The 23884-nt window shown below is 71.6% G+C and carries 28 protein-coding genes and 2 pseudogenes; 16 read left to right on the top strand and 14 right to left on the bottom strand.

Annotation, left to right across the window (positions count from 1 at the left end; translation table 11 throughout):
- Nucleotides 1-86: 86 nt before the first annotated feature.
- Together J5X86_RS22785 and J5X86_RS22780 are read right to left on the bottom strand one after the other, a co-directional pair.
- Nucleotides 87-713: a YigZ family protein gene (locus J5X86_RS22785; RefSeq protein ID WP_208518604.1), complete on the bottom strand. Its 627-nt coding sequence runs from the start codon at nt 711-713 to the stop codon at nt 87-89.
- A 172-nt stretch (nt 714-885) separates the two neighbouring features.
- Complete coding sequence (locus tag J5X86_RS22780) at nt 886-1218, bottom strand: plasmid stabilization protein (RefSeq protein WP_208518603.1); 333 nt, start codon at nt 1216-1218, stop codon at nt 886-888.
- Nucleotides 1219-1453: 235 nt separating this feature from the next.
- Here J5X86_RS22780 and J5X86_RS22775 point away from each other — a divergent pair, with 235 nt between their 5' ends.
- Together J5X86_RS22775 and J5X86_RS22770 are read left to right on the top strand one after the other, a co-directional pair.
- Nucleotides 1454-2974: a sensor histidine kinase gene (locus J5X86_RS22775; protein WP_208518602.1), complete on the top strand. Its 1521-nt coding sequence runs from the start codon at nt 1454-1456 to the stop codon at nt 2972-2974.
- Nucleotides 2971-3654: a response regulator transcription factor gene (locus J5X86_RS22770; RefSeq protein ID WP_208518601.1), complete on the top strand. Its 684-nt coding sequence runs from the start codon at nt 2971-2973 to the stop codon at nt 3652-3654. Before J5X86_RS22775 ends, J5X86_RS22770 begins: the two co-directional genes overlap by 4 nt.
- A gap of 90 nt (nt 3655-3744) precedes the next feature.
- Here the strand turns inward: J5X86_RS22770 and J5X86_RS22765 are convergent.
- Together J5X86_RS22765 and J5X86_RS22760 are read right to left on the bottom strand one after the other, a co-directional pair.
- A pseudogene (locus tag J5X86_RS22765) lies at nt 3745-4248 on the bottom strand (phosphatase PAP2 family protein); the annotation flags it as partial.
- 214 nt (nt 4249-4462) lie between these two features.
- Nucleotides 4463-5188 (bottom strand): SDR family oxidoreductase, encoded by a 726-nt coding sequence (locus J5X86_RS22760; protein WP_208518600.1) that lies wholly within the window; start codon nt 5186-5188, stop codon nt 4463-4465.
- 83 nt (nt 5189-5271) lie between these two features.
- Between J5X86_RS22760 and J5X86_RS22755 the strand changes: the two genes are divergently transcribed.
- From J5X86_RS22755 to J5X86_RS22745, 3 genes are all read left to right on the top strand, one after another.
- Nucleotides 5272-6150, top strand: coding sequence for a LysR family transcriptional regulator (locus J5X86_RS22755; protein WP_208518599.1), 879 nt, complete (start codon nt 5272-5274; stop codon nt 6148-6150).
- Between the two features lie 118 nt (nt 6151-6268).
- Nucleotides 6269-6676: a CoA-binding protein gene (locus J5X86_RS22750; protein WP_208518598.1), complete on the top strand. Its 408-nt coding sequence runs from the start codon at nt 6269-6271 to the stop codon at nt 6674-6676.
- A 23-nt stretch (nt 6677-6699) separates the two neighbouring features.
- Nucleotides 6700-6954, top strand: a complete 255-nt coding sequence (locus J5X86_RS22745) for a hypothetical protein (protein ID WP_208518597.1) — start codon at nt 6700-6702, stop codon at nt 6952-6954.
- A 267-nt stretch (nt 6955-7221) separates the two neighbouring features.
- On the opposite strand, the gene J5X86_RS22740 is transcribed toward J5X86_RS22745, so the two are convergent.
- Both J5X86_RS22740 and J5X86_RS22735 read right to left on the bottom strand, forming a co-directional pair.
- A complete protein-coding gene (locus J5X86_RS22740; RefSeq protein WP_243981119.1) occupies nt 7222-7542 on the bottom strand; it encodes a hypothetical protein in 321 nt (106 codons plus the stop codon).
- Nucleotides 7543-7938: 396 nt separating this feature from the next.
- The gene (locus J5X86_RS22735) at nt 7939-8394 is read right to left on the bottom strand and encodes a hypothetical protein (RefSeq protein WP_208518596.1); all 456 of its coding nucleotides are present in this window, start codon (nt 8392-8394) and stop codon (nt 7939-7941) included.
- Between the two features lie 132 nt (nt 8395-8526).
- On the opposite strand from J5X86_RS22735, the pseudogene J5X86_RS52940 reads away from it, so the two are divergent.
- The 3 genes and pseudogenes from J5X86_RS52940 to J5X86_RS22725 all read left to right on the top strand — a co-directional run.
- Nucleotides 8527-8607: pseudogene (locus J5X86_RS52940) on the top strand (hypothetical protein); the annotation flags it as partial.
- Nucleotides 8608-8676: 69 nt separating this feature from the next.
- On the top strand, nt 8677-9243 hold the full coding sequence (locus J5X86_RS22730; protein ID WP_243981117.1) for a hypothetical protein: 567 nt from the start codon (nt 8677-8679) through the stop codon (nt 9241-9243).
- Nucleotides 9244-9438: 195 nt separating this feature from the next.
- Nucleotides 9439-10059: a DUF4352 domain-containing protein gene (locus J5X86_RS22725; protein ID WP_208518595.1), complete on the top strand. Its 621-nt coding sequence runs from the start codon at nt 9439-9441 to the stop codon at nt 10057-10059.
- Between the two features lie 91 nt (nt 10060-10150).
- On the opposite strand, the gene J5X86_RS22720 is transcribed toward J5X86_RS22725, so the two are convergent.
- Nucleotides 10151-10714, bottom strand: coding sequence for a YbaK/EbsC family protein (locus J5X86_RS22720; RefSeq protein WP_208518594.1), 564 nt, complete (start codon nt 10712-10714; stop codon nt 10151-10153).
- Nucleotides 10715-10765: 51 nt separating this feature from the next.
- Nucleotides 10766-11338 (bottom strand): helix-turn-helix domain-containing protein, encoded by a 573-nt coding sequence (locus J5X86_RS22715; RefSeq protein ID WP_208518593.1) that lies wholly within the window; start codon nt 11336-11338, stop codon nt 10766-10768.
- Between the two features lie 107 nt (nt 11339-11445).
- On the opposite strand from J5X86_RS22715, the gene J5X86_RS22710 reads away from it, so the two are divergent.
- The 6 genes from J5X86_RS22710 to J5X86_RS22685 all read left to right on the top strand — a co-directional run bounded on the left by J5X86_RS22710 (nt 11446) and on the right by J5X86_RS22685 (nt 16375).
- Nucleotides 11446-12312, top strand: a complete 867-nt coding sequence (locus tag J5X86_RS22710; RefSeq protein WP_208518592.1) for an EamA family transporter — start codon at nt 11446-11448, stop codon at nt 12310-12312.
- Nucleotides 12313-12403: 91 nt separating this feature from the next.
- On the top strand, nt 12404-13591 hold the full coding sequence (locus tag J5X86_RS22705; RefSeq protein WP_243981113.1) for an aromatic acid exporter family protein: 1188 nt from the start codon (nt 12404-12406) through the stop codon (nt 13589-13591).
- Nucleotides 13592-13662: 71 nt separating this feature from the next.
- Complete coding sequence (locus J5X86_RS22700; RefSeq protein WP_208518591.1) at nt 13663-14436, top strand: VOC family protein; 774 nt, start codon at nt 13663-13665, stop codon at nt 14434-14436.
- A 220-nt stretch (nt 14437-14656) separates the two neighbouring features.
- On the top strand, nt 14657-15211 hold the full coding sequence (locus J5X86_RS22695) for a DUF2243 domain-containing protein (RefSeq protein WP_208518590.1): 555 nt from the start codon (nt 14657-14659) through the stop codon (nt 15209-15211).
- Entirely contained in the window at nt 15211-16104 is an 894-nt protein-coding gene (locus J5X86_RS22690; RefSeq protein WP_208518589.1) for a cytochrome c oxidase assembly protein, read from the top strand. Before J5X86_RS22695 ends, J5X86_RS22690 begins: the two co-directional genes overlap by 1 nt.
- Complete coding sequence (locus tag J5X86_RS22685) at nt 16091-16375, top strand: glutaredoxin domain-containing protein (protein WP_208518588.1); 285 nt, start codon at nt 16091-16093, stop codon at nt 16373-16375. The genes J5X86_RS22690 and J5X86_RS22685 overlap by 14 nt, the downstream gene beginning before the upstream one ends.
- A gap of 141 nt (nt 16376-16516) precedes the next feature.
- Here the strand turns inward: J5X86_RS22685 and J5X86_RS22680 are convergent, their stop codons facing one another.
- From J5X86_RS22680 to J5X86_RS22665, 4 genes are all read right to left on the bottom strand, one after another.
- Nucleotides 16517-17209: a GAF and ANTAR domain-containing protein gene (locus J5X86_RS22680; RefSeq protein WP_208518587.1), complete on the bottom strand. Its 693-nt coding sequence runs from the start codon at nt 17207-17209 to the stop codon at nt 16517-16519.
- A 23-nt stretch (nt 17210-17232) separates the two neighbouring features.
- Complete coding sequence (locus J5X86_RS22675; protein ID WP_374229283.1) at nt 17233-17778, bottom strand: gamma carbonic anhydrase family protein; 546 nt, start codon at nt 17776-17778, stop codon at nt 17233-17235.
- Between the two features lie 63 nt (nt 17779-17841).
- Complete coding sequence (locus J5X86_RS22670) at nt 17842-18510, bottom strand: DedA family protein (RefSeq protein WP_208518586.1); 669 nt, start codon at nt 18508-18510, stop codon at nt 17842-17844.
- Between the two features lie 150 nt (nt 18511-18660).
- A complete protein-coding gene (locus J5X86_RS22665) occupies nt 18661-19113 on the bottom strand; it encodes a DUF4442 domain-containing protein (protein ID WP_208518585.1) in 453 nt (150 codons plus the stop codon).
- Between the two features lie 95 nt (nt 19114-19208).
- Here J5X86_RS22665 and J5X86_RS22660 point away from each other — a divergent pair, with 95 nt between their 5' ends.
- Together J5X86_RS22660 and J5X86_RS22655 are read left to right on the top strand one after the other, a co-directional pair.
- Nucleotides 19209-20372: a hypothetical protein gene (locus J5X86_RS22660; RefSeq protein ID WP_208518584.1), complete on the top strand. Its 1164-nt coding sequence runs from the start codon at nt 19209-19211 to the stop codon at nt 20370-20372.
- Between the two features lie 76 nt (nt 20373-20448).
- Nucleotides 20449-21750 carry an MFS transporter gene (locus J5X86_RS22655; RefSeq protein WP_208518583.1) on the top strand — a complete coding sequence of 434 codons (1302 nt, stop codon included), beginning with the start codon at nt 20449-20451 and terminating at the stop codon, nt 21748-21750.
- Here the strand turns inward: J5X86_RS22655 and J5X86_RS22650 are convergent.
- Both J5X86_RS22650 and tuf read right to left on the bottom strand, forming a co-directional pair.
- The gene (locus J5X86_RS22650) at nt 21737-22582 is read right to left on the bottom strand and encodes a spermidine synthase (RefSeq protein ID WP_208518582.1); all 846 of its coding nucleotides are present in this window, start codon (nt 22580-22582) and stop codon (nt 21737-21739) included. The genes J5X86_RS22655 and J5X86_RS22650 overlap by 14 nt on opposite strands.
- Nucleotides 22583-22689: 107 nt before the next feature.
- Nucleotides 22690-23871: an elongation factor Tu gene (gene tuf / locus J5X86_RS22645; RefSeq protein WP_208518581.1), complete on the bottom strand. Its 1182-nt coding sequence runs from the start codon at nt 23869-23871 to the stop codon at nt 22690-22692.
- Nucleotides 23872-23884 lie beyond the last annotated feature (13 nt).

Raw genomic sequence — 23884 nt, 5'->3', positions numbered from 1 at the left:
GACCAGGCGGCCAACCGGTCCGGGGACCAGGCGACCAACCGGTCCAGGGACCAGGCGGCCAGGCGGTCCAGGCGACCAAGCGGCCCTCAGGTGTCCTGGTACGCCTCGCCGCCGAGCTCCAGTGCGGCGGTACCGGCGGTGGCGTCTGCCAGCCAGTCGCGGAAGGCGTCCACATCGGCCTCGGGCAGGCCCAGTTCGATGGTCACGGCCTCGGCGTAGCGCACCTCCCGGACCGCCCGCCCCGTCGCCCGCAGATCGTTCTCCAGCTTTCCGGCCCGCTGGTGGTCGACGGTGACGGTCACCAGCCGGAACCGCTGCCGGGTGACGGTGCCCAGTGTGTCGAGCGCCTCGCCGACCGCGCCGCCGTAGGCCCGGATCAGACCGCCCGCGCCGAGCTTCACGCCCCCGTAGTAGCGGGTGACGACGGCCACCGCGTACCGGACCTCGCGCCGCAGCAGCATCTGCAGCATCGGCACCCCGGCCGTACCGCCCGGCTCCCCGTCGTCGCTCGCCTTCTGCACGCCGCCCTCCGCGCCGATGACGTAGGCGAAGCAGTTGTGGGTGGCGGTGGGGTGCTCCTTCCTGACGCGCTGGATGACGTCCTGCGCCTCCTGCTCGGTCGCGGCAGGCGCGAGCGTGCAGAGGAAGCGCGATCTGTTGATCTCGATCTCGTGCACGCCCTCGCGCGCGACCGTCCGGTACCGCTCCTGCATCAGGCCAGCTTATGTCCCGGCCCGTGTGCGCTGGTCATGCGTGTGTCCCCCTTGAGCACTCAGGGGTGGACACCGGCGAGGCCGCCCACCCCTACCACCAGGCGGACGCCGCCCGGCCCCGCTGTCTCGCGGGGAGGGCGGCGCACCGCGGGAAGGGGCGGCGGTATCCAGGTCAGCGGCCCAGGGCCTTGGCGAGCTGGTCCTTGGTCATGTTCGAGCGGCCCTCGATGCCGCGCTGCTTGGCCTCGTTGTAGAGCTGGTCGCGCGTCGGGCCCTTGGGACCCGTCCGGCTGCCGGAGCGCTGGCCGCCACGCTGCGGCGCGGACTTCGGGTCCTTGGTCGAGGTCTTACTGGCGGACTTGGACTCGCCCGCGCGGGCGCGCTCCTTGTTCACCGTACGGGCGGCCATTTCCTTCGCCCGGCCGGTGGAGGCACCGCGCTGCTCGGCGCCTTCCTTGATGTGCTCGTACTGCCGTTCACGCTTACGGCTGGATCCTGCGGGCATGGTCTCTTCCTCTCCTTCCGCCCCCTCGGTCGGTCGCGGTCGGCGGTTCATGATTGCCGAGCGCATGAGTCGGGTTCCCCCCACTTCCGCCCCTATAACCAGCATGCGTCTCCTGGGCGTCGGCCGGATGCCGTGCGGTGTGCGCATATGGGGATTGGTCTTTCGGCAGTGTCCGCCGGTCCACGGTTTTCGTAAGGTCACCTCTGCGAGTCGGCTGATCACGCGGGTGGGGGACATGACGACACAGAGAACCGGATTCACCGGCCGCCCGGGGGCCTTCTTGACCTGGCACCTTCCGCTCGCGGCCACCGTCGCCGCCGCCGGGTTGAGCGTGGTCAGTCTGTGGTGGGTGGTGCCCACGGCGCTGTGCGCGTTCATGGCGGGCTGGCGGCCCGGGCGGACGTGGGCCACAGGGGTGGGGCTGATCGGAGTGGTCGCGGGCGCTGTGGTGGCGGTCGCCGCGGTGCCGTCCTGGATCACCTGGGCCGACCGCTTGGTGGCGGTGGTCGCCGGGGCGGTCGTGCTGCCGTGGTTCGTGGGGCGGTTCTGCCGTCAGTACCGGGAGTTGGTCCGGGCGGGGTGGGAGCGGGCCGCGCGGCTGGAGCGCGAGCAGCGGCTGATCGCCGAGCAGGCCCGGCTGCGGGAACGGGCCCGTATCGCCCAGGACATGCACGATGTCCTGGGCCATGAGCTCAGTCTGATCGCCCTCTCGGCCGGGGCCCTCAAGCTGGCGCCCGGGCTGGCGGACGGCCACCGGGAGGCCGCCCGGGACATCAGGGCCAGGGCGGCGGCCGCCGTGGACCGGCTCGGCGAGGTGATCGGCGTCCTGCGCCAGGAGCCGGACGGAGCGCCGCCGGAGCCGGGCGGCGCCGGGCTGACGGAGCTGGTCGAGCGGGCGTCGGCGTCGGGGCTCACGGTCCGGCTGCGGATCGACGGCGAGCCCGGCGAACTGCCGTCGGATGTGGAGCGCGCCGTGCACCGTGTGGTGCAGGAAGCGCTGACCAATGTGGCCAAGCACGCGCCGGGCGCGGAGGCGGCCGTGCGGATCTCGCATACGGCGGAGGAGACCGAGGTCCGGGTGGCGAACGGCCCCGCGCCCACCGTCGTCCCCGTCCGCTCGGGCGGCGAGGGCTTCGGTCTGATCGGCCTGGACGAGCGCGTCGGGCTGGCGGGCGGCACGTTCGGCTACGGCCCCGAGTCGGGCGGTTTCGCGGTCCGCGCCACGTTTCCCCGTACCCTCGCGGCGCGGCGAGCGGCACAGGCCCCGCCCCACGCCCCGGGCGGCGCGGACGTCCCGTACGGCGCGGACGTCCCGCACAGCTCGGGCGGCGCGGACGGCACCGACGCCCCCGACAACGCGGACGGCGCGGTGGCGGATGACCACCGGCGCGCCCGCCGCCGACTCGGCCGCACCCTGGTCGGGGCCCTCATAGTGCCCCTGGTCGCGGGCGCCCTGCTGATCGGGGCGCTGCGGATGTGGGACACGCTGAGGGCCCGGGAGTCGGTGCTGGCCCCGGACGACTACGCCCGGCTGCGCATCGGACAGGACCGCGACCGGATCACGGAGTATCTGCCCGATCGCCAGACCGGCCACCGGCCGACGGCGGCCGAACCGAGGGGAGCGGGCCTTGTCTGCGAGTACTACGCGATGACGGCCGATCCCTTCGACGACCGGTCCGGGGACGTCTACCGGCTGTGCTTCCGGCACGGCACCCTGGTGACCGCCGACGCCTTCACCGGGAAGGGTGTCCGATGATCCGGGTCCTGATCGCCGACGACGAGCCGATGATCCGCGCGGGCATCCGGGCCGTGCTCACCACCGATCCGGACATCACCGTGGTCGCCGAGGCCGGCGACGGCCACCAGGCGGTGGAGCTGGTGCACCGCCACCGGCCCCGGGTGGCGGTGCTGGACATCCGCATGCCCGGCACCGGCGGGATCGAGGCCGCCCGGGAGATCCACCGGACGGCGCCGGCCACCGGCGTCATCATGCTGACCACCTTCGGCGAGGACGACTACATCCTCCAGGCGCTGAGCGGCGGCGCCACGGGCTTCCTCATCAAGTCCGGTGAACCGGAGGAGCTGATCGCGGGGGTGCGCGCGGTGGCCGATGGCGCCGCCTATCTGTCACCGAAGGTCGCGGCCCGCGTCGTGGCGCATCTCGCCTCCGGTGGCGCGGGGGCCCTGGCCGACCGCCGCACCGCCGCCCGCGAGCGGGTCGGCGCCCTGACCGCCCGGGAGCGTGAGGTGCTGGCCCTCCTCGGCGGCGGGCTGTCCAACGGCCAGATCGCCCGTCGGCTCCATGTGGTGGAGGGAACGGTCAAAGCCCATGTGAGCTCGATCCTGTCCCGGCTGGGCGTGGAAAACCGGGCGGCCGCCGCCGTGGTGGCCCATGAGGCCGGAGTCCTTCCCCCACCGGCGTCCGGACAGCGCTGACACCGCCCGAGCAGCCGGAGGGCTCGCCACGATCAGCGTCGCCACCACCACGGCGACGCCCAGGAGCGCACCGGCGGCCACATCGTGCGGATAGTGCACCCCCACCGCCACCCGCAGCAGCGCCGCCGCCCCCGCCAACGGCAGCGCCACGGCGGCGAGACGGGGCCTGAGCACCGTCAGTCCGACGGCGATCCCGGTGGCCAGGGTGGCGTGGTTGCTCGGAAACGACCAGTCCCCCGCCTCGGGACACTCCGCCAACGCCGCGACTCCCCGTACCGCCCGGCACGGCCGCTCCTCGTCCACCACCAGCTTCACCGCCTCGCTGGCCGCGTAGGCGGCCACGGTGCCGATACCGGTGAGGACGACTCCGGCCACGCCGGAGGCGTCCGCGCGCCGGAAGGCCGACCACCCCGTCCACAGCAGCAGCAGCCCCAGCGCCACCAGCGTGCCCGCGGTGGCCACCTCCAGCAGCGACCCCGCCCACGAGGGCGCCCCGGCCACCACATCGGTCACCTCGCGGTACAGCGACACCGAGGCGCCGCCCGTGACCTCCTTCCGATCCGCGTCGCCCAGCCCACCGGGCGACAGCCACATCACCGCTCCCGCCCCGGCGGCGCACAGCGCCACCGCGGCCGGCAACCGACGGCCGAAGCCGTATCGCGTCCTTGATTCCATGGCCAGTGACCGTAGGAACGGCGAAGGCCCGCCACCTCTGGCGAACGGCGAGGACGAGCACCTGACCTTCGTCGGGGTTGACACGTCCGCGGGCCTCGGGGACAGGGCGGTCGCCGAGGCGAGGCCCGTCATGTCACCAGGGCACCACACCCCCGTCGTCGAAGAAGCCGCCGCGCGGCCCGTCGTCCGGCAGAGTGGCGAGCTGGATCGCTATCGCGGCACCCTGCTCGGGCGTCCGCGGCGCGTTGAAGCCGGTGAAGTCGGTCGCGACGTAGCCGGGGCAGGCGGCGTTCACGATGACATTCGTGTCGGCGAGTCGGCGGGCGTACTGCGCCGTGACGCTGTTGAGCATCGACTTCGACGGTGCGTACGCGGCCATGACCGGGCCGGTCTGCAGTGTCAGCGAGCCCATGTTGGTCGACATGTTGACGATGCGCGGCGCGTCCGCGCGACGGAGCAGCGGGAGCATCGCGTTCGTCACCCGGACCACCCCGAATACGTTGGTGTCGAGGACGGTGCGGACGACGTCGAGGTCGAGCGTCGTCGGGTCTTGCGCGCCTCCGTCGGTCCGGCCGGAGATGCCCGCGTTGTTGACGAGCACGTCGAGCCGTCCTGCCGTCTCCTCGATCGTCGCCGCTGCCGCCGCGACGCTGTCATCCGAGGTGACGTCGAGGGCGACCCCCAACGCGTCGATGTCCGCGGCACACAGACGCTCCACGGCCTCCTTGCGCCTGGCATCGTCGCGGGCGCCCACCGCGACCGTGAAGCCGATCGCTCCGAGACCCTGTGCGATGGCGAAGCCAATTCCCTTGTTCGCGCCGGTGACCAGCGCGATCTTCGTGTTGTTCACCCGATCCATGCTCGGCGCATCGCGCACTCGCTGTCCAAGACCGATTGGGCAGGCTGTGATACTCGCCAGGTATCAGGCGGTAGGGTCCGTTCGTGGACGATCTCGAGACCCGTCAGCTCCGCTACTTCGTCGCCGTCGCCGAGGAACTGCACTTCGGACGTGCCGCCGATCGGCTCGGGATCGCGCAACCGCCGCTCTCCCGCGCGATCCGCCAGTTGGAGCAGCGGCTCGGTGTCCGGCTCCTCGACCGGGACCGTCGCGGAGTGGCGCTCACCGACGCCGGCAGGGTGCTGCTCCGCGAGGCCAACGTGGCCCTCGACGCGGTCGCGGCCGCTGCGCGCCGGACGCGGCGTGCCGCGGATCCGAAGCGTCCGCTCGTACTCGTGACGAAGGCCGGGGCCTCCCACGAGCTGCTGCAACGGCTCCTCGACGCGGTGGCGAGCGAACCCGGTGCGGCACCGGTCGACGTCCTCCTGTGTGAGGTCGGTGAGCAGGCAGGGCTCCTGCGCGACGGGCGCGCCGACGTGGCACTGATGCACCGGCCGTTCGACGACCTCGCGGGGTTCGACACCGAGGACCTCTATACCGAAGGCCAAATCGCGCTGCTTCCCGCGGGGCATCCGCTCGCGTCACACGATCAGCTCACGCTGGCGGAGGTCCGCGATGTGCCGGACCTGCCGATCGCTCGATGGCCCCGGCTCGACGGGACCTATCCGGACGGGCCCGGACCGGAGGTGCACACCCAGTCACAGCTCGCTCAGCTCGTGGCGCTCGGCAGGACGCTGCTCGTCATCCCCGCCTCCAGCCGTGCCTGGCAGTGGCCCGATCACGTCGCGGTGCCCGTCGTCGACGCGCCGGACGTCACCACGGTGATCGCCTGGCCACCCAGCAGTCGCTCCCCGGCGGTCGCCTCACTCGTCCGCTCAGCGGCCGGGCTCCGCGGCACCACGCTGCCCGCGTCCGCGGGCTGAGAGCCTCCTACGCCGACCTGCCGCACGCTGCACGATCACCCCGACACCGGGGAATCCCCCGCACGCGGTTTCCGTTGTGCTGCACACAGATCGGTTCTCGCACCCGCAGGAGGCAGGTATGTACGGCGACTCGGCGACGGTCCGCGAGATCCTCACCGAGCTGGGCGACACCTGGGCCGTCGTGGGCCTGTCGACCAACCAGCAGCGTGCCGCCTACGGCGTCGCCGACGTCCTCCAGCGCTTCGGCAAGCGCATCGTGCCCGTGCACCCGAAGGCCGAGACCGTGCACGGCGAGCGGGGGTACGCCTCGCTCGCCGAGATCCCCTTCCCGGTCGACGTGGTCGATGTCTTCGTCAACAGCGAGCTGGCGGGCCCGGTCGCCGACGAGGCCGTGGCCATCGGTGCCAAGGCCGTCTGGTTCCAGCTCGACGTCATCGACGACGCCGCGTACGAGCGCACCCGCGCCGCCGGGCTCGCCATGGTGATGGACCGCTGCCCGGCCATCGAGATCCCCCGGCTGGGCTGAGCGCACCGCCGTACTGTCGATGTATGGAGTTCCGCATTACCGCGGATGAGCAGCGTGTTCTGTTCCTCATCGTTGACCATCTGAACGCCGGCGACGCTCCCACCGCCGACGAGCTGTCGCGTGCCGCTGACGGCGACGTGATGAGGGATGTCGCGTCTCTCCGCGCCAAGGGCTGGATCCTCGTGCGCTACGTCGACGAACACCCGACGGTGATTGGCCTCTCCCCCATGGCGGTGGCCGCCGTCCGGAACCTGCGCTACGGCCGACGCGAGACATGAACATCCCCGCCCGGCGCCACGAGGGAAGCGCACGGACGGGGCCGCTGTTGGGTTGTTGAGCTACTTCCTGTCGTCCGCCGCCTGGCCAGTGCCACGCTTGGGGACGACGAACCCTCGGACGGGCCGCCCAGTGCACTCCCGGAGCGCGCGAAGCGTGGTCACGAGGGTGAGGTACCGCGGGTCAGTCCAGGTCTTTGGCATGTCGAACCTCCTGGGGCGAGAGTACGGCCGTCAGCGGGGCTCGTTTGCCGTTCCGGGCGACGTTCATTACTCCGTGGGGCCGGGGTCCGGCGGCATCGGCATGATGGCGCACTCCTCCGTGTGCTGGCACTTGGCCGCCACCACGACCGGGTCCGAGCCAGGCGGGCCCCACAGCTCGGCGTCGACGTCGAATCCCAGCTCCGCGATTCGGGTCTTCGTGCGCTCCAGGATCGACGCATCGTAGTTCCGCGGGTTGTACCCGGGCGTGTGGTGGACGTACCCGCCCCTGCGAGCGCACAGGCTGGAGTACAGGTACGTGTGCAGGATGAGCGCGTGCCATCCCTCGTCGACGACCCGGGACGGGGCAGGTTCTTCCCGGGAGAGCACGACGCGGCGATCACGAACTTCGTGGCCTCGTCGACGATCCGGCCGGCCATGTCCTCCGCCATGTTCGGGTTGTTGTCCATGATGGTCTTGACCACGCCTGCCCGATCCTCGGCGGACAGCAGAGCTGTACCGTTGCTCATACGCGTGCCTCTTCTCTGTGAGTGGTGCGCTGCCCTCGTCCTGGTCGTCAGCCTCCAAGCACGCGACTGGGGCGAGGTTGTCCATGTGCGGCCCCCACTCCTCCACTCGCCGCACAACGGGCATCGGAGCGGGGGCCACGGCCCGGGACGGAGCCGACCAAAGCAATCCCGGACCGCTTCCTGCCTGCCAGGCGCACCAGCGCACCCAACGGGCAGGGGCTTTATGCGGGAGCCCCGTGAGCACCCCACCTCCAGTTCATGCCGTCGCTCCGTCGTGACGAACCAGCGTCACGCCCGGGCCGACCTGCTCCCCGCTGGCGCGGAGTCGACGCAACGTCGCGTCTCGGGAGCTGGGCGGCACCGAACCCCCGTCGATGGCCACACACGTACCGTCCACGTCGCTGACGAGCTGACGCATCTGGGCGCGGCCCCTCTCGTCGTAGGCGATCCGCTCCCAACTCGCCACGAGGCAGACAGCGTTGAACCCCTGCCCCTCATGCTTCATGGCAGCGACCATGCCAATCCAGAACGGCCGACGCTCGGCCACGGCAGCGTCTCCGCGGTCAACCCATTGGCCAGCGACCCTCCACCCCAGCCGCGCGGCATATTCCCTGCAGAGGGCGATACGGGCATCCAGCCTGTCCGTCTGGCGCGTCGCCTCGCGGTCGTAGATGAATGCGAGGGTGGCTGATTTCGTTGCGTCGCTGTCCATGCACATAATGTCGCCCTCTTGGCGAGACGTTTGAACGTCCTGGGACGGGACAGCCGGGACAGCTTCGCGCTATGGTCCCAAGCGTCCCAAAAGTCCGGGGGAGGAACCTTGAACGAAGCCCTTCGAGATGCTATGGCCGAGGCTGAAGTATCCACCAACCGCCTCGCTCGTATGGTGGGAGTGTCCACCAAAACCGCGGAGCGATGGTTGAAGGACCCCAGTCGGGCTCCACACCCCGATACGAGGTCTGCCGTCGCTAAGGCGTTAGGAGCAGATGAGGGCATGTTGTGGCCAAGGGCAGCCAAGTCGGTTGTCAAGACGGGGGCCAGCCGCGAAATCACCCAAGCCTATCCATACCGCAATGCCTGCCCCACGGCCGTGTGGGGACAGCTGATCGACGCCGCGTCGCACTCCATCACGTTTGCCGGATACACCAACTACTTCGTGTGGCAAGAGCAACCGAGGCTCATTGATCGTCTGGCGGCCAAGGCCGCGGCCGGCTGTAACGTGCGCTTCCTCGTCGGGGACCCGGAATCTGATGTGACGCGACGTCGGGAGGAGATCGAGGGCGTCCCACTCACCGTCAGCACACGGATTCGGATCACGCTTGATGCGCTGTCGAAGCTGAAGCACCTTGACGGCGTCGACGCTCGGTTCAGTGACGAGCACATTGCCTTGTCGGTGTTCAGCTTCGATTCCGAAATGCTGGTGACTCCACACTTGTCGAGTCTCCTCGGCCATGAGTCGCCGATGCTGCACCTGCACCGGATGGGCGACGATGGTCTGTACGACCGGTTCGCCGGCCACGTGTCCGCACTCTGGGAGGGCGGGCGGCCCGTCTGGGAGTAGCGCCGAAACGCAAACAGCCCCCGCCGGACCGTTCCGACGGGGGCTTTTGTCGCGCCGCTCGTCGACGGCCACCGACCTTCCGGCCCCACAACGGATGCGCTTCCCGTAACGCCATATCCCACCATGCTTCCGTGCATACTTAGCCCTCTCGGGCGGCATGGGGAGCCGCTCACATAATCCTTGGGGGGATTTTCCATGCACATACCCCGGTACGCCGTCAGTGCGGCGTCCGCGGCCGTCCTCGGGGCCGTTCTGGTGGGCTGCACGTCGGACGACGGGAACGACTTGTCGAAGCCCGCTCCATCCGCTCCTGCGACGGCCGAGAAGGCGGTCAAGGAGTCTCCGTCTACGTCGGCCACGAAATCCGCGGCCCCGGTGGTCGCCGTCGGCGAAACGGGGACGTTCGGCCTCGGCGAGACGGACGAGTACGGCGAGAACTACAAGGTGACGACCAAGATGCAAGTCACCGTCGTCAGCGCGAAGTACGTGACACCGGCGGAGGTGGACACGAGCAATAAGCCGGAGCAAGGTCAGTACGTGAAGCTGACGCTCACACTGAAGAACGCGGGAAAGGCTCCGGCCGAGATCATGACCTACGGCATGATGAAGTGGGAGGACGATCAAACGGCCGCGCAGGACGCGTCCACGCTCGAAGGCGTCGGCGACGGGCCGGACCTCGATACGACATACAAACCGGGGCAGGCGGTTACCGGATCGCTCGTCCTCGACGTCGCCCGTCGGGGCGGGCAAGTGAGCTACGTCGGCGTTGACGACCCGGATGCCGACGCGGCGTTCGTGGTCAAGCTGCCGAAGTAGGACGTCAGTTGGGCAGGGCGGCTCGGCTCGGCTCGCAAGAGAGCCTTTCCCGTATCGCCCTGCCCAGCCGGGCATCGCAGCTCGGGCGGGTTCAGGCGCCGGGGGCGCCCAGGCCCTCCAGGACCGTTGCGCCCGGCAGGGCGGCCAGCAGCTTGCCCGGCACGATGAGTTTGCCGCGGCGGCTGCCGCTGCCGATGAGCGCGTAGGGGATGTCGGCCACGGCGGAGTCCACCAGGAGCGGCCAGGTGGCGGGCAGGCCGATCGGGGTGATGCCGCCGAACTCCATGCCGCTCTCGCCCGTCGCCGTGTCCATCGGGGCGAACGACGCCTTGCGCGCGCCGAGATGGCGGCGCACCACGCCGTTGACGTCCGCGCGGGTGTGGGCGAGGACCAGAGCGGCGGCCAGGGTAGTCTCACCGCCCCGCTTGCCCGCGACGACCACACAGTTGGCGGACTGCTCCAGCAGCCAGGGGCCGTAGTTCTCGACGAGTACGGCGGTGTCGGCCTTGTCCGGGTCCGTGTCCACGAACAGCACCTGCTCCACCGGCTCCGAGCCACGCCAGTCGCGCAGCGCCGCGGCGACGGGGGCGGTCAGCAGATCCAGGCACTCGACGGCGGGACGGACCTCGTCGAAGGCATCCATCGGCGTACTCATGCCGTCAAACTAGCAGGCCGGGAGAGGGGTGACGGGCCGGGGCCCGCGGCCTCAGCGCGCGGGCGGCACCGACACCGCCATGGTCATCTCCACCGGCGCCGTCCCCTCGTTGCGATAGGTGTGCGGGGTGTTCGCCTCGAACGCCGCGGAGGTGCCGGCCGGGACGGTGTGCGCCTCGCCGCCGAGCACCAGGGTGAGCTCGCCCGCCGTCACATGGATCAGCTCGACCGTGCCGGACGGATGCGGGTCGGAGGCGCTCTCGTCGCCGGGCATCAGCCGCCATCCCCACATCTCCAGCGGACCGCCCGCCTCGGTGCCGACGAGCAGCGCCGTGTAGCTGCCCGCTTCGGTGGACCACATCCGCACCGCCTGCTCGGGCGGGACGAAGGTCACCCGCGGCCCGTGCTCGTAGTCGAGCAGGGTGGTGATGCTCACGCCGAGCGCGTCCGCGAGCTTGACCGTGGTGCCGACGCTCGGATTCGTACGGGCCTGCTCGATCTGGATGATCATGCCCCGACTGACCCCGGCGCGGGCCGCGAGGGTGTCGAGGGTGAAGCCGCGTTCGTTGCGCCACCGCTTGAGGTTGCGGGCGAGCGACTGCGTGAGCTGATCGAGGTCCGTCACGTTCCGGTCCGTCCATCCGTCCAAAATAGTGAATGGCATAGTCGAGTGCAGTGAACTACTGTGGGCTGTACTCCCACGTCCACCACACTGTACGGCGAGGTTTCACCATGTCCGCGCTCTTCGCTCTTGCCACCAGCCTGCTCTGGGGGCTGGCCGACTTCGGCGGAGGGTTGCTCACCCGGCGCACACCCGCGCTCACCGTGGTCGTCGCCTCCCAGATCATCGCGGTGACCGTCCTCGGCGCCATCGTGGTGGCCATCGGCGGATGGTCCGAGGCGGGCCCGCAGCTATGGTTCGCGGCGGCGGCCGGTGTGGTCGGCCCGGCCGCGATGCTGTGCTTCTACCGCGCCCTCGCGCTCGGCCCGATGGGCGTCGTCTCCCCGCTCGGCGCGCTCGGCGGGGTCATCGTGCCGCTCGGCGTCGCGCTGGTGCTCGGCGAGCGGCCCGGGCTGCTGCAGGTCTCGGGGGTCGTGGTGGCGGTCGCGGGCGTGGTCCTGGCGAGCGGTCCGCAGACCGGTGGTGCGCCCGTCCAGCGGCAGACGCTGCTGCTCACCCTGGTCGCCGCACTGGGCTTCGGCTCGGTGATGGCCCTGATCGCCGAGGCGTCGACCACCCTGACCGGGCTCTTCCTCGCGCTGTTCGTCCAGCGGGTGTGCAATGTGGCGGTCGGCGGCACCGCGCTCCTCTTCTCCGTACGGCGCGGAAACCCCGGGCTGCCCGAGGGCGGGATGGGCGTGGTGTGGGCATCGCTGCCCGCGCTCGCCTTCGTGGGTCTCGCCGACGTGGCCGCGAACGGCACGTACAACCTCGCCGCCCACCACGGCCCGGTCACCGTCGCCGCGGTGCTCGCCTCCCTCTACCCCGTGGTGACCGCCCTCGCCGCCCGCGGACTGCTCGGCGAACGGCTGCGCGTGGTCCAGGCCACGGGCGCCGGACTCGCCCTGGTCGGGACGCTGCTGCTGGCCACGGGCTGAGCGGGCCGCGGTCGCGCTTCCGCCCGGCCGTAACACCATCCGCCCCGCCCCGTCATGCATAACCCGACGCGTCCCAGGAACCCCCTGCTCCATGGCGCACATGATCGAGAAGCTGTATGGGGTGCGGGCCGGAGCCCGGGGGGTCGCACAGGCCGCGGTCCGGGCGTGCCGGGGGCCGGGGCGGGAGCGGGACCTGGTCGTGCAGTCACTGAAGGCTGCCGGGGCGGCCACGCTCGCCTGGGCCGTGTCGGGGTGGTGGCTGCGGGATCCGGTGGCGCTGATGGCTCCGTGGGTGGCGGTGGTCCTGGTCCAGGCCACCGTCTACCGTTCGCTGTTCAAGGGGTTGCAGCAACTGGTGGCCATCGCCGTCGGCACGCTCCTGGCGGCGGGGGCCGAAGCCCTGACGGGGAACACCCTGGCCTCGGTGGCCCTGGTCCTGCCGGTCGTGATGCTGCTCAGCAACTGGCCGCGCCTCGGCGACCAGGGCATCTACGGGCCCACCACCGCGCTGTTCACCCTCACCTCGGGCCCCGTGTCCGGCCTCACGGTCTCCCACCGGCTGCTCCAGGCGCTCCTGGGCGCCGCGATCGGCATCGCGGTCAACGCGCTGGTCTTCCCGCCGGTCCATCTGCGGGACATACGGGAGAACCTCAGCGGTCTGGCCCGTGGCGCGGAGGACGCCCTCGCGTGCATGGCCGAGCGCCTGAGCGAGGAGGACTGGTCCGAGGAGACGGCCGCCGACTGGCGGCGGCTGTCGAATCGCCTCCAACAGCGGCAGGAGAGCCTGCGATCGGCCCGGCTGTGGAGCCATGAGAGCCTCCGGCTGAATCCCAGGCTGCCGTGGAAGTGGCGCGGGAAGCTGCCGCCGGTCCCCGCCGAGAGCGAGGACCAGCGATGGGGGTCGATCGTCGCGCAGATCGGCGGGATCACCAACACCATGATCGACATCGCCGACGAGAACCGCGCCATCCCCTCCCCCGACCAGCAGGCGCTCGGCGACTACGGCCGCCTCCTGTGCGACCTGGCGGCCGCGTGCCGGGCGCGCGCGGATCTGATCTGTCTGCCCGCCGCCCCCGACGACGAGGAGACGCACGCCCGTCTCGACGAGGCCCTGGACTCCGTGGAACGGCGCCACGACGCCCTCCACAAGCAGCTCTGCGACGAGCGCGGCATCTCCACCGCCACCACCGCCGTCCTGGGCACCCTGCTGATCCAGGCCCAGAACATCTGGCATGACATCACCCCGGAGACCTGGCCCCGCGCCACCGCCGGGGCATAGCACCCGGCCGTCGGGGTACACCGCTGCAGTCCCCGCGGTGGTGTCGGGGCGGAGTGTGAGGAGTGGTGCCCATGAAGCCGATCGGCCACGCACGGCCGGGATTCCCCTGCTGGGTGAGTCTCGCCGCCCCCAGCCTCCAGGCGGCGCAGGAGTTCTACACCGCGGTGCTCGGGTGGACCTGGCGCCCCACCGGGCTGGGTGAAGAGTTCCGTACCGCGCTGTTCGGCGGCGCGCCGGTGGCCGGGGTCGGAGCACTCGCGAGCAGCCTCCGGAGCGCGGCCGTCTGGACGCCGTTCTTCGCCGTGGCGGACGCGGACGCCACCGCGGCACGGATCCATGAGCGGGGCGGCACCGTCGGCGTCGGCCCGCTCCCCTTCGGCCCGGGCCGCCGCGCCGCGCTGGCCGCCGACCGCGACGGCGCCGTCTTCGGCTTCTGGGCGGGGGAGGCGCTGCCCGGCTGGCCGTCGGGTCCGGACGGCGCCCCGGCCTGGCTGGAGCTGCGGACCCGTGACGCGTTCGCGGCCGCACTCTTCTATGGCGAGGTCTTCGGCTGGGCGTCCCCGGCGGGCAACTGCTCGATCGAGTACGAGAACGACGAGGTGATTGTGCGCGAGGCGGGGCGCAAGCTGGCGGTGGTCCACGGCGGCGCCGTCGAGCAGGCCCCCGACCCGGAGGTCCGGCCGCGCTGGTACGTCCACTTCCGCGTCCCCGATGTGACGGCCGCGGTGGCGGCGGCCCGCGCAGCCGGAGGCACCGTCGCCCTCGCGCCGACCGCCTCCCCCACGGGCCGTCAGGCGATCCTGCGCGACCCCGACGGCGGGCTGTTCACCGTCACCGCCGCCTGACGGACGGCCCGCGCCGGTTCGCCCGGCTCGGCTGAGCCCGCCCCGCCCCGCCCCGCCCCGGCTCGGCTCGGCTGAGCCCACGCCACCCCGCCCCGGCTCGGCGTATGGCGGAAAGACGGCGCGGACCGGTGACGAAGCCGGTCCGGCCGGGAAGCCGTGGTGGCGACGGGCGCGCGGGAACACCCTGCCGTCAGGACTGTCGTCAGGACGGAGAGCGGTGATGGCCACCACGACGGAGGAAACCCGAGCCGGTCTGCCCACGCCGCGGACCATCCGGCTGCCGGGGATCGTGCTGGGCGTGGGGCTCGGCGGATTCCTCGACGGGATCCTGCTCCACCAGTTGCTGCAGTGGCACCACATGCTCAGCAGCACCAACCACGACCGCATCGGGGTCAGGTACTACAACCCGCACACCGTCTCCGGGATGGAGATGAACACCGTGTGGGACGGGATCTTCCACGCCGTGTGCTGGATCGCGGTCCTGCTGGGGCTGGCCCTGCTCTACGCCCGGGTCACCCACGACCGCCGCCGGGTGTGGGGCTCGCGCGTCCTGTGGGGCTGGATCCTGGTCGGCTGGGGCCTGTTCAACCTGGTCGAGGGGGTGCTGGACCACCAGATCCTCGGCATCCACCATGTCCACAGCGGCCCGGAACAGCCGTGGTGGGACGCCGGTTTCCTGATCCTGGGCGCCCTTCTGGTGGCAGGCGGCCATCTGCTGCAGCGTGGCGGCGCGCCCTCCGGCCCCGAGGCGCCCCGCGCCACCGGGCACAGGTGATGGATGGCGGCGCGGCGCATCCCTCCCATGGACACGGCGGGGGCGGCGTGGGCGCCGGGGGCGGCGGCCCCTTGGACGTATGGCTTCCGGCCCTCCCCCTGCTGGTGTGTGCCGCCGCCTACGCGCTGGCGGTCCGCCGCGCCCGTCGCCGCAACCCCGCCCAGGGCTGGCCGCCCACGCGGTCGTTGAGCTTCGCGGCCGGGCTCGTCCTCCTCGCCGTGACGCTGCTGCCTCCGCTCGCGCCGTTCGCCCATCAGGACTTCCGCGGCCATATGGCCCAGCATCTGCTGCTCGGGATGTACGCACCCCTCGCGCTGGTGCTCGCGGCCCCGGTCACCCTGCTGCTGCGCGCCCTGCCCCCAGGCCGCGGCCGACGGCTGACCGCCGTGCTGCGCTCCCGCCCCGCGCGGCTGCTCGCCCACCCCGTCACCGCTCTGCTGCTGACCACCGGCGGGCTGGTGCTGCTGTACTTCACCCCCCTCTACGACACCGTCATGGGCCGGCCCGGGTGGCACTGGCTGACGCACGCCCATTTCCTGCTCTCGGGCTGGCTGTTCGCGTATGTCATCGCCGGTCCCGACCCGGCTCCGGCCCGGCCCGGTGTGCCGGCCCGGCTGGTGGTCCTCGGCGTCGCCATCGCGGCCCACGCCGCCATCGCCCAGTTGATGTACGGGGGCTTCTGGGTCGAGGTCCACGCCCCGATCGCCGAGGTCCAGGGCGGCGCGGAGATCATGTACTACGGCGGCGACGTCGCCGAGCTCCTGCTGGCCGCGGCCCTCGTCGCCACCTGGCGCCCGGTACGGACCCCTCGGAGTGCGTACGGGACACGGCTACGCTCGGTGCGGCGCCCGACCGGGCGGCGCGAGGAGGGGATGCGTGATGGCGGGCCGTGAGGACCAAGACGGAGTGGTGGTGTACTGGCGGCCGCTGTGCCCGTTCTGCATGCACCTGCGTACGCGGCTGCGCCTCGCCCGGCTGCGGCACACCGAGGTGAACATCTGGCGGGATCCGGAGGCGGCCGCGTTCGTCCGGTTGGTCGCGGACGGGAACGAGACCGTGCCGACCGTGACGGTGGCCGGCCGGCCCATGGTGAACCCGTCAATGGGCGAGCTGATGGAGGCGGTCCGGACCCACGCCCCGCACGTCCTGTCCAAGGACGGATGAGGGTGTCGTACCGGGCGGGCCGGGGTACCCGCCCCGCAAGCCGTCGGCGTACCCCCGGGGGAATTCGGTGGCCAGGCCCTTCCGGTCCAGACCACGGGCCGGAAGAGCCGTTCGGCTGACGCGTCGGCTCCGGCCGATGCGTCAGCCGTCGATGCCGCCGCTCTCGCAGATCTGCCGGGCGAGGTCGCGCAGCTTGACGTTCCGCTCCTGGGACACCCGCCGCATCAGCGCGAAGGCGTCATCCTCGGTGATCTTCAGGCGTTCGATGAGGATGCCCATGGCCTCCCCGATGGTGTGCCGGGTCTCGATCGCCTGCTGGAGCTGGTCGGCGGTGCGGGCGCTGGAGAAGGCGACCGCGGCGTGCGAGGCGAGCAGCCAGCCGGCCGTCTCGCTGGCCTTGGTGAAGGCGGCGGGGCGCGCCGAGTAGAGGTTCAGGGCGCCGAGGTTCTCCTGCTCGGTGTAGAGCAGGAATCCCATCATGCTGCCGATGCCGAGGTCGCGGGCCTGGCTGACGAACGCCGGCCAGCGCTCCTCGGGCTGGGTGAAGTCCCTGATCCGGAACACCCGCTCACCGCCCAGCCGACGGGCGGCGTCGAAGCAGGGCCCCTCGCCGAGCCGCTCCTGCAACCGGTCGGAGCGGACCACCAGGCTGTCGGTGGGGGCGAGGGACTCCACCCGCTTGCCGTGGAGCATCAGGATGCCGGCCGCCTCGCAGCCGTCCACGATGTCCACCGCGCACTCGGAGATCCGCTCGAGAGTGGCCTCCACGGATGCCTGCGCCAGCAGGTCCCGCGCCAGGGTGGCCATGCGCTCGGCGAAAGCTTCCCAGTCCATGACCACCATCCGATCACATCGAGCTACTCGCCGCCTCTGAGCGCTTCCCGGTACTGCTTGGCCCGGTCCGCGTACACCTGGGCGTTCAGCTTGATGCCTTCCCGTTCCTCGTCGGTGAGGGGGCGCTTCACCTTCGCCGGTACCCCGGCCACCAGTGAGCCGGGCGGTATCTCCATCCCCTGCGGCACCAGCGCCTGGGCGGCGACCAGCGATCCGGCACCGACCCGGGCGCCGTTGAGGACCGTGGCCCCCATGCCGATCAGCACATCGTCCTCGACCGTGCAGCCGTGCACGACCGCGTTGTGCCCGACGGAGACCCGCTCGCCGATCGAGACCGGGAATCCGGGGTCGACGTGCACCGTGCAATTGTCCTGGATGTTGCTGTCCGCGCCGAGGACGATGGGGCCGCCGTCGCCTCGTAGCACCGCCTGGAACCAGATGCTCGATCCGGCGGCCAGCACGACCTCGCCGATCACCACCGACGTGGGGGCCACGAACGCCTCGGGGGCGATCTGTGGCTCCTTACCGCCGATTCCGAAGATCAAGGCGTCGTGCACCGTTACTCCCACCTGGTCGTCCCCTTCACGTTCCTCGCCCTGGCCGGTCCCATCGCTTCGACCGGCGGGGCCGTCCTAGTCGCCGGCCGGGACCGGCTGCGGCTCGGCCGTCTCGGAATCGGCCGCCGTGACCGCGGCGGGCTTGGCCTTCTTGGAGCGCCACTTCATGACGAGCATCGAGCCGAGGCCGAAGAGCAGGGCCAGCACGAGGCCGAGCCAGGAGAAGCGCTTGAGCCAGTCCTCGGCGACCTTGCCCAGGGAGTAGATGACCGCGGTGGTGCCACCGGCCCAGACGATGCCGCCGAGCACATTGGCGATGAGGAACTTCCAGTACGGCATCTGCAGCACACCGGCGAGCGGACCCGCGAAGATACGCAGCAGCGCGATGAAACGGCCGACGAAGACCGCCCACATGCCCCACTTCTGGAAGGAGCGCTCGGCGGTCGCCACATGTTCGGCGCTGAAATGCTTGGGGAATTTACGGCCCAGCCAGGTGAGGAGTGGCTGTCCGCCCTTGCGGCCGATGAGATAGCCGATGGAGTCGCCGATCACCGCGCCCGCGATGGCGCTGCCCCCGAGGATGTAGGGGTTGATGTGGTCCTGCGAGGCCGCCAGCAGCGTCGCGCTGACGAGGACGATCTCACCGGGAAGCGGGATTCCCAGGCTCTCCAGGCCGATGACGAGACCCACCAGCAGATATACGCTGACCGCGGGTACGGTCTCGAGCCATTCCTCGATATGCAACGCCGGTTCCTCCCCATGTGGCGATCGCTTCCCGGCGTACGCCGGACGGGAGCGCGGCGCACCCCGGGAAGACTACTCAATCGGCGCGCGGTCGCCATCATCCCCAGGTCGTGGTCCCGCGCGCGTCGACTCCGGCGAAGGGATGACCGCTCAGGACTGGGGACGCAGGGTCCATACGATGGACATCTCGCCCGTGACCGCGCCGTCCTCCCGGGTGATCGCGATGTTCACCGGGAATTCGGGACGCTCCCCCGCGTCCAGCTCGGCGACCACCTCGGCGGCGGTCCGGCCGAGGGTGGCGGTCGCGGTGACGGGCCCCTTGGCGAGCTTCTTGTAGCCGATCTCGGCGCGCACGGCCAGCGGTACGGCACGGCCGAGCTGATCGCCGAACGCCGCCAGCACGACCGCGCCGCTCGCGGACTCGGCCAGGGTGAACATCGCGCCCGCGTGGGGGCCGCCGACGTGGTTGTGGAAGTCGGGCTGGTCGGGCAGGCGCAGCACCGCGCGCTCGGGCGACGCCTCGATGAACTCCAGGTTCAGGGTGCGCACCATGGGCACGGTGGCGGCGAGCATCTCACCGACGGAGGGCAGGGTTTCTGACATGCCCCGGAAGTTACCATCCAGTAGCAAACGGGGGAAGGGGCGGTTCGCGGGGCAGGCGTAGCAGCCGTCGTCGGCCCCCTCTATCGTTACTCGCCATGTGGCCAGGACAGCAGCCGCCCGGGGGCGAGCAGAACAACCCGCAAGGTCAGAACCCCTACCAGCAGCCGGGGTACCAGCAGCCGGGATACGACCAGTCCAACCCGTATCAGCAGCCGGGATACCAGCAGCCGAATCCCTATCAGCAGCCTCCCCAGCAGCAGCCGGGACAGCCCGGCCAGCCGGGGCAGCCGGGACAGCCGGAGTACGGCCAGCAGCCGGGTTACGGCCAGCCGCAGCAGCCCGATTACGGCCCGCCACAGGGTCCGCCGCAGCCGACCGGCCAGCAGTGGGGCGCTCCATCCGGCCCGCCCGGCCCGCCGCAGCCGCCGCGCGACAACAAGAAGCGGACGACGACCATCGCCATCGTCGCGGCGATCGCGGTCGTCGCGGCCGCCGCCATCACCGGTGTGCTGGTCCTGGGCAAGGACGACAGCGACGGCGGTGACCAGTCCAAGGGGAAGGACAAGACGCCCACCGCCCCCTCGTCCGCTCCGGCCTCCGACAAGCCGACCGAGGACCCGGCCGGCGGCGGTGCGGACAACCCGCGCGCCGGCGGTGACGCCACCGACGTCAAGGCGGTCATACCCGGCTGGACGCCGGTGGTCAGCCCCAAGCGGCACAACGCCTTCGACGTCCCCCCGGAGTGGACGGTCGAATCGCCGGGGCTGAGCACCGGTTTCGAGGACGACAAGGGCAAGCCGCTCGTTGTCATGTCCGCTCCGGCCAGGTACAAGAAGGACTACTGCTCGGTCAAGGACAAGGACGGCTACGTCAACAAGAGTCACGCCGCCGGAGCGGGCTCGAAGGGTGCGCAGGGCGCCAAGAACGAGGCGTCGGCCGCCGAGGTCGAGGCCGAGAACTGGGTCTTCGCCGCCTTCGACCAGGACCAGACCGGGACCCGCAAGGTCACCGAAGCCAAGAAGTTCACCAGCGCCCACGGCCTCAAGGGCTACACCGCGTCGGCCACCGTCACCGGGGTGAAGAAGACCGACAAGTGCTCCACCGACGGCAAGTCCGTCACGGTGACCTACACGGACACCAACGGTGACTTCGCGACGTGGGTCCTGTACTCCGTCAAGGGCACCAAGGAAGAGGTCCCGGACTCCACCATCAAGAAGATCATGAGCTCGCTGCGGCCGGTGAAGTCGGAGGTCTCCTGACCACCAACTGACCGCCCGCTGACGGCGGCCGGAATCCGGTTGGACGCCGGGGCCCGCCCCCAGGGATAGTCCCGATGTGACGACTCCTCCGGCCCCGCGCCTCCGACCGCGCCGCCCCGCGTGGGCCGGCCGCAACTACACACTGCTGACCACCGCCGCCGTGGTGACGGGCCTCGGGAACGCCGGAGCCCTCATCGCGGCGGCGTTCGCGGTGCTGGAGGCCGGCGGGGACGGCGGCGACGTCGGGCTCGTGGCGGCGGCCCGCACGCTTCCGCTGGTCGTCTTCCTGCTGATCGGCGGCGCGCTGGCGGACCGGCTGCCCCGCCACCGGGTGATGGTCGCCGCCAACAGCCTCAACTGCGCCTCGCAGGCGGTCTTCGCCGTGCTCGTCCTGTCCGGCGAGGCGCGGCTGTGGCAGATGGCCGTGCTCTCCGCGCTCGGCGGCACCGGGCAGGCGTTCTTCTCCCCCGCCGCCGAGGGCATGCTGCTCTCCAGCGTCACCGGCGAACAGGCCGCCCGCGCCTTCGCGCTGTTCCGGATGGGCATGAACGGTGCGCAGATCGGCGGGGCGGCGGTCGGCGGCGCGCTGATCGCGGTGGTCGGCCCCGGCTGGATGCTGGCCGTCGACGCCGCCGCGTTCGCGATCGCGGGTGCCCTGCGCGCCCTGCTCGACGTCAGCGCCGTGGCCCGGCGGAAACCCGGGGGCGGCATGCTGCGGGATCTGCGCGAAGGCTGGCACGAAGTCATCTCCCGGCCCTGGCTGTGGTCCATCATCGTGCAGTTCGCCGTCGTCAACGCGGTGGTGGGAGCGGCCGAGTCGGTGTTCGGCCCGCTGGTCGCCGAGGACCATCTGGGCGGCGCGCGCCCCTGGGGGTTCGCGCTCGCGGCGTTCGGTGCGGGCACCGTCCTGGGCGGTCTGCTGATGATGCGCTGGCGGCCACGGCGGCTGCTGCTCGCGGGCTCCTTGAGCATCCTGCCGCTCGCCCTGCCGGCTGCCGCGCTGGCCGTCCCGGTGGCGATTCCGGCGCTGGTGGTGGTGATGTTCCTGGTCGGGGTCTCGGTCGAGGTGTTCGGGGTGTCCTGGATGACCGCGCTGCACCAGGAGATCCCCGAGGACAAGCTGTCGCGGGTCTCGGCGTACGACTGGTTCGGCTCCGTCGCCATGGTGCCGGTCGCCACGGCGCTCGCGGGCCCGGCCGAGGAGGCGTTCGGCCGGTCGGCCTCGCTGTGGGGCTGTTCGGCGCTGATCCTGGCGCTGACGCTGGCGGTGCTGACGGTTCCGGACGTACGGCGGCTGCGCCGGCGCGAGACCACGCCCGTCATCGAGGGCGGACCGGCCGCCGCGGACGCCGCTCCGGAGCCGGTCAGCCCACGCTGAACGCCCCGTCCGGCGGCTCGGGCGACGGTGTGGCGTCCGCGTCCCGTACCGGCGCCGCGCCGCCCATGAAGCGCTCCAGCGCCGCCCCGTACTCGACCCTGGCCGGGAAGGCGTCGGCCGCCGTGCGGCGGGCCAGCACGGCGACCGGCGGTTCGGACTGGGAGGCCACCAGCACGGCGTTGCCGAACCGGCGGCCACGCAGCACGGACGGCTCCGCGATCAGGGCGAGATGCGCGAACGCCGTGCGGTAGGTGGCCAGTTGGGAGCGGAGGAAGGCGAACGGCGCCCCGTCGGCCAGATTCGCGACGTACCACCCGCCCGGCCGCAGCGCCCGGGCCGCGGCGCGGGCGTACTCGACGGAGGTCAGATGCGCGGGCACCCGCGAACCGCCGAAGACATCGGCCACGATGACATCGGCGGACGCCTCGGGCGCGGTCTCCAGCGCCGTCCGGGCGTCCCGCGGCCGCACCGTGATGCCCGCCCCGGGCGGCAGCGGAAGATGCTCGGCGACCAGCTCCAGCAGCCCCCGGTCGGCCTCGATCACCACCTGGTGCGAGCCGGGGCGGGTGGCGGTCAGATAGCGGGGCAGCATCAGCGCGCCGCCGCCCAGGTGCAGAGCGTCGAGCGGGGCGCCGGGGTCGGCGGCGGCGTCCAGGACATGGGCGATCCGCCGCGCGTACTCGAATTCGAGATGGACCGGATCGTCCAGGTCGACATACGACTGCGGGGCGCCGTTCACCGTGAGCAGCCAGGCGTGCGGGCGGTCCAGGTCCGGCATCAGCTTGGCGGTGCCGCCGTCCACGGCGCGGCTTACGGGTATCGGCTCGTTCACCGTCTCATTGTGCCGTCACGGGGCTCGCGCCTCGTGCCGCCAGGGGGCTTCGCGGCCTCGCTCGCCCACCTCCTGCCGGGGAGGCGGGCGAGCGGTGCCGGTCGTCGTTACGGCTGGTCGAGCACGGTGGTCACGGTGCCCGCGCCCACCGTGCGGCCGCCCTCCCGGATCGCGAAGCCGAGGCCCGGCTCCAGCGGTACGGCGCGGCCGAGCTCGACCGTCATGGTGACGGTGTCCCCGGGGCGCGCCACCGCGACGGGCCCGAGGTCCACGGCGCCGACCACATCGGCCGTGCGGAGATAGAACTGCGGGCGGTAGCCGGTGGTCACCGGTGTCCGCCGGCCGCCCTCGGCCGCCGACAGGACGTACACCCGCGCGGTGAAGCGCCGCCCCGGCACGAGGCTGCCGGGCGCGGCCACCACATCGCCGCGGCGCACCGTGTCCCGCGCCACCCCGCGCAGCAGCAGCGCGACATTGTCGCCCGCCTCGGCCGCCACCATGGACTTGCCGAAGGTCTCCACACCGGTGACCACCGTGGCCACCTCGGTGCCGGGCATCTCGACACGGTCGCCGACCCGTACCGTGCCGCGCTCGATGGCGCCGGTGACGACCGTGCCGCGGCCGGTGATGGTCAGCACGTTCTCCACCGGTAGCAGGAACGGGGCCTGGGTGTGGCGCACGGGCGTCGGCACATAGATGTCCACGGCGTCCAGCAGCGCCTCGATCGCCCCGGTCCACCGCGGGTCGCCGTCCAGCGCCCGCAGCCCGGAGACCCGTACGACGGGCGTGGTGTCGCCGGGATAGCCGTGCGCGGAGAGCAGTTCGCGCACCTCGAGCTCGACGAGGTCGGTGAGCTCGGGGTCGCCCGCGTCGGCCTTGTTGAGGGCCACCACGATGTGGTCGACCCCGACCTGACGGGCCAGCAGCACATGCTCGGCGGTCTGCGGCATCACGCCGTCGAGTGCGGAGACGACGAGGATCGCCCCGTCGATCTGGGCGGCGCCGGTCACCATGTTCTTGATGAAGTCGGCGTGGCCGGGCATGTCGACATGCGCGTAGTGGCGGGTGTCGGTCTCGTACTCGACATGCGCGATGTTGATGGTGATGCCGCGCGCGGCCTCCTCCGGCGCCCGGTCGATGCGGTCCGCCGGTACGTAGGTGCCGCCGGTGCCGCGCTCGCTCAGCACCTTGGTGATGGCGGCGGTCAGCGTGGTCTTGCCGTGGTCGACATGGCCCATGGTGCCGATGTTCAGATGCGGCTTGGTGCGCACATAGGTCTGCTTGGACATGCGACGGTCTCTC

This window comes from Streptomyces sp. NEAU-YJ-81 (assembly GCF_017592595.1).
Classification (GTDB): domain Bacteria; phylum Actinomycetota; class Actinomycetes; order Streptomycetales; family Streptomycetaceae; genus Streptomyces; species Streptomyces hygroscopicus_B.
This window is presented reverse-complemented; position numbering and strand designations above follow the sequence as displayed.

What these genes read in the sequence shown, in the direction of transcription:
- J5X86_RS22785 (WP_208518604.1), bottom strand. Translation starts at nt 713, where the DNA reads ATGCAGGAGCGGTACCGGACGGTCGCGCGCGAGGGCGTGCACGAGATC.
- J5X86_RS22780 (WP_208518603.1), bottom strand. Translation starts at nt 1,218, where the DNA reads ATGCCCGCAGGATCCAGCCGTAAGCGTGAACGGCAGTACGAGCACATC.
- J5X86_RS22775 (WP_208518602.1), top strand. Translation starts at nt 1,454, where the DNA reads ATGACGACACAGAGAACCGGATTCACCGGCCGCCCGGGGGCCTTCTTG.
- J5X86_RS22770 (WP_208518601.1), top strand. Translation starts at nt 2,971, where the DNA reads ATGATCCGGGTCCTGATCGCCGACGACGAGCCGATGATCCGCGCGGGC.
- J5X86_RS22760 (WP_208518600.1), bottom strand. Translation starts at nt 5,188, where the DNA reads ATGGATCGGGTGAACAACACGAAGATCGCGCTGGTCACCGGCGCGAAC.
- J5X86_RS22750 (WP_208518598.1), top strand. Translation starts at nt 6,269, where the DNA reads ATGTACGGCGACTCGGCGACGGTCCGCGAGATCCTCACCGAGCTGGGC.
- J5X86_RS22745 (WP_208518597.1), top strand. Translation starts at nt 6,700, where the DNA reads ATGGAGTTCCGCATTACCGCGGATGAGCAGCGTGTTCTGTTCCTCATC.
- J5X86_RS22735 (WP_208518596.1), bottom strand. Translation starts at nt 8,394, where the DNA reads ATGGACAGCGACGCAACGAAATCAGCCACCCTCGCATTCATCTACGAC.
- J5X86_RS22730 (WP_243981117.1), top strand. Translation starts at nt 8,677, where the DNA reads ATGTTGTGGCCAAGGGCAGCCAAGTCGGTTGTCAAGACGGGGGCCAGC.
- J5X86_RS22725 (WP_208518595.1), top strand. Translation starts at nt 9,439, where the DNA reads ATGCACATACCCCGGTACGCCGTCAGTGCGGCGTCCGCGGCCGTCCTC.
- J5X86_RS22720 (WP_208518594.1), bottom strand. Translation starts at nt 10,714, where the DNA reads ATGAGTACGCCGATGGATGCCTTCGACGAGGTCCGTCCCGCCGTCGAG.
- J5X86_RS22710 (WP_208518592.1), top strand. Translation starts at nt 11,446, where the DNA reads ATGTCCGCGCTCTTCGCTCTTGCCACCAGCCTGCTCTGGGGGCTGGCC.
- J5X86_RS22705 (WP_243981113.1), top strand. Translation starts at nt 12,404, where the DNA reads ATGGCGCACATGATCGAGAAGCTGTATGGGGTGCGGGCCGGAGCCCGG.
- J5X86_RS22700 (WP_208518591.1), top strand. Translation starts at nt 13,663, where the DNA reads ATGAAGCCGATCGGCCACGCACGGCCGGGATTCCCCTGCTGGGTGAGT.
- J5X86_RS22695 (WP_208518590.1), top strand. Translation starts at nt 14,657, where the DNA reads ATGGCCACCACGACGGAGGAAACCCGAGCCGGTCTGCCCACGCCGCGG.
- J5X86_RS22690 (WP_208518589.1), top strand. Translation starts at nt 15,211, where the DNA reads ATGGATGGCGGCGCGGCGCATCCCTCCCATGGACACGGCGGGGGCGGC.
- J5X86_RS22685 (WP_208518588.1), top strand. Translation starts at nt 16,091, where the DNA reads ATGGCGGGCCGTGAGGACCAAGACGGAGTGGTGGTGTACTGGCGGCCG.
- J5X86_RS22680 (WP_208518587.1), bottom strand. Translation starts at nt 17,209, where the DNA reads ATGGACTGGGAAGCTTTCGCCGAGCGCATGGCCACCCTGGCGCGGGAC.
- J5X86_RS22665 (WP_208518585.1), bottom strand. Translation starts at nt 19,113, where the DNA reads ATGTCAGAAACCCTGCCCTCCGTCGGTGAGATGCTCGCCGCCACCGTG.
- J5X86_RS22660 (WP_208518584.1), top strand. Translation starts at nt 19,209, where the DNA reads ATGTGGCCAGGACAGCAGCCGCCCGGGGGCGAGCAGAACAACCCGCAA.
- tuf (WP_208518581.1), bottom strand. Translation starts at nt 23,871, where the DNA reads ATGTCCAAGCAGACCTATGTGCGCACCAAGCCGCATCTGAACATCGGC.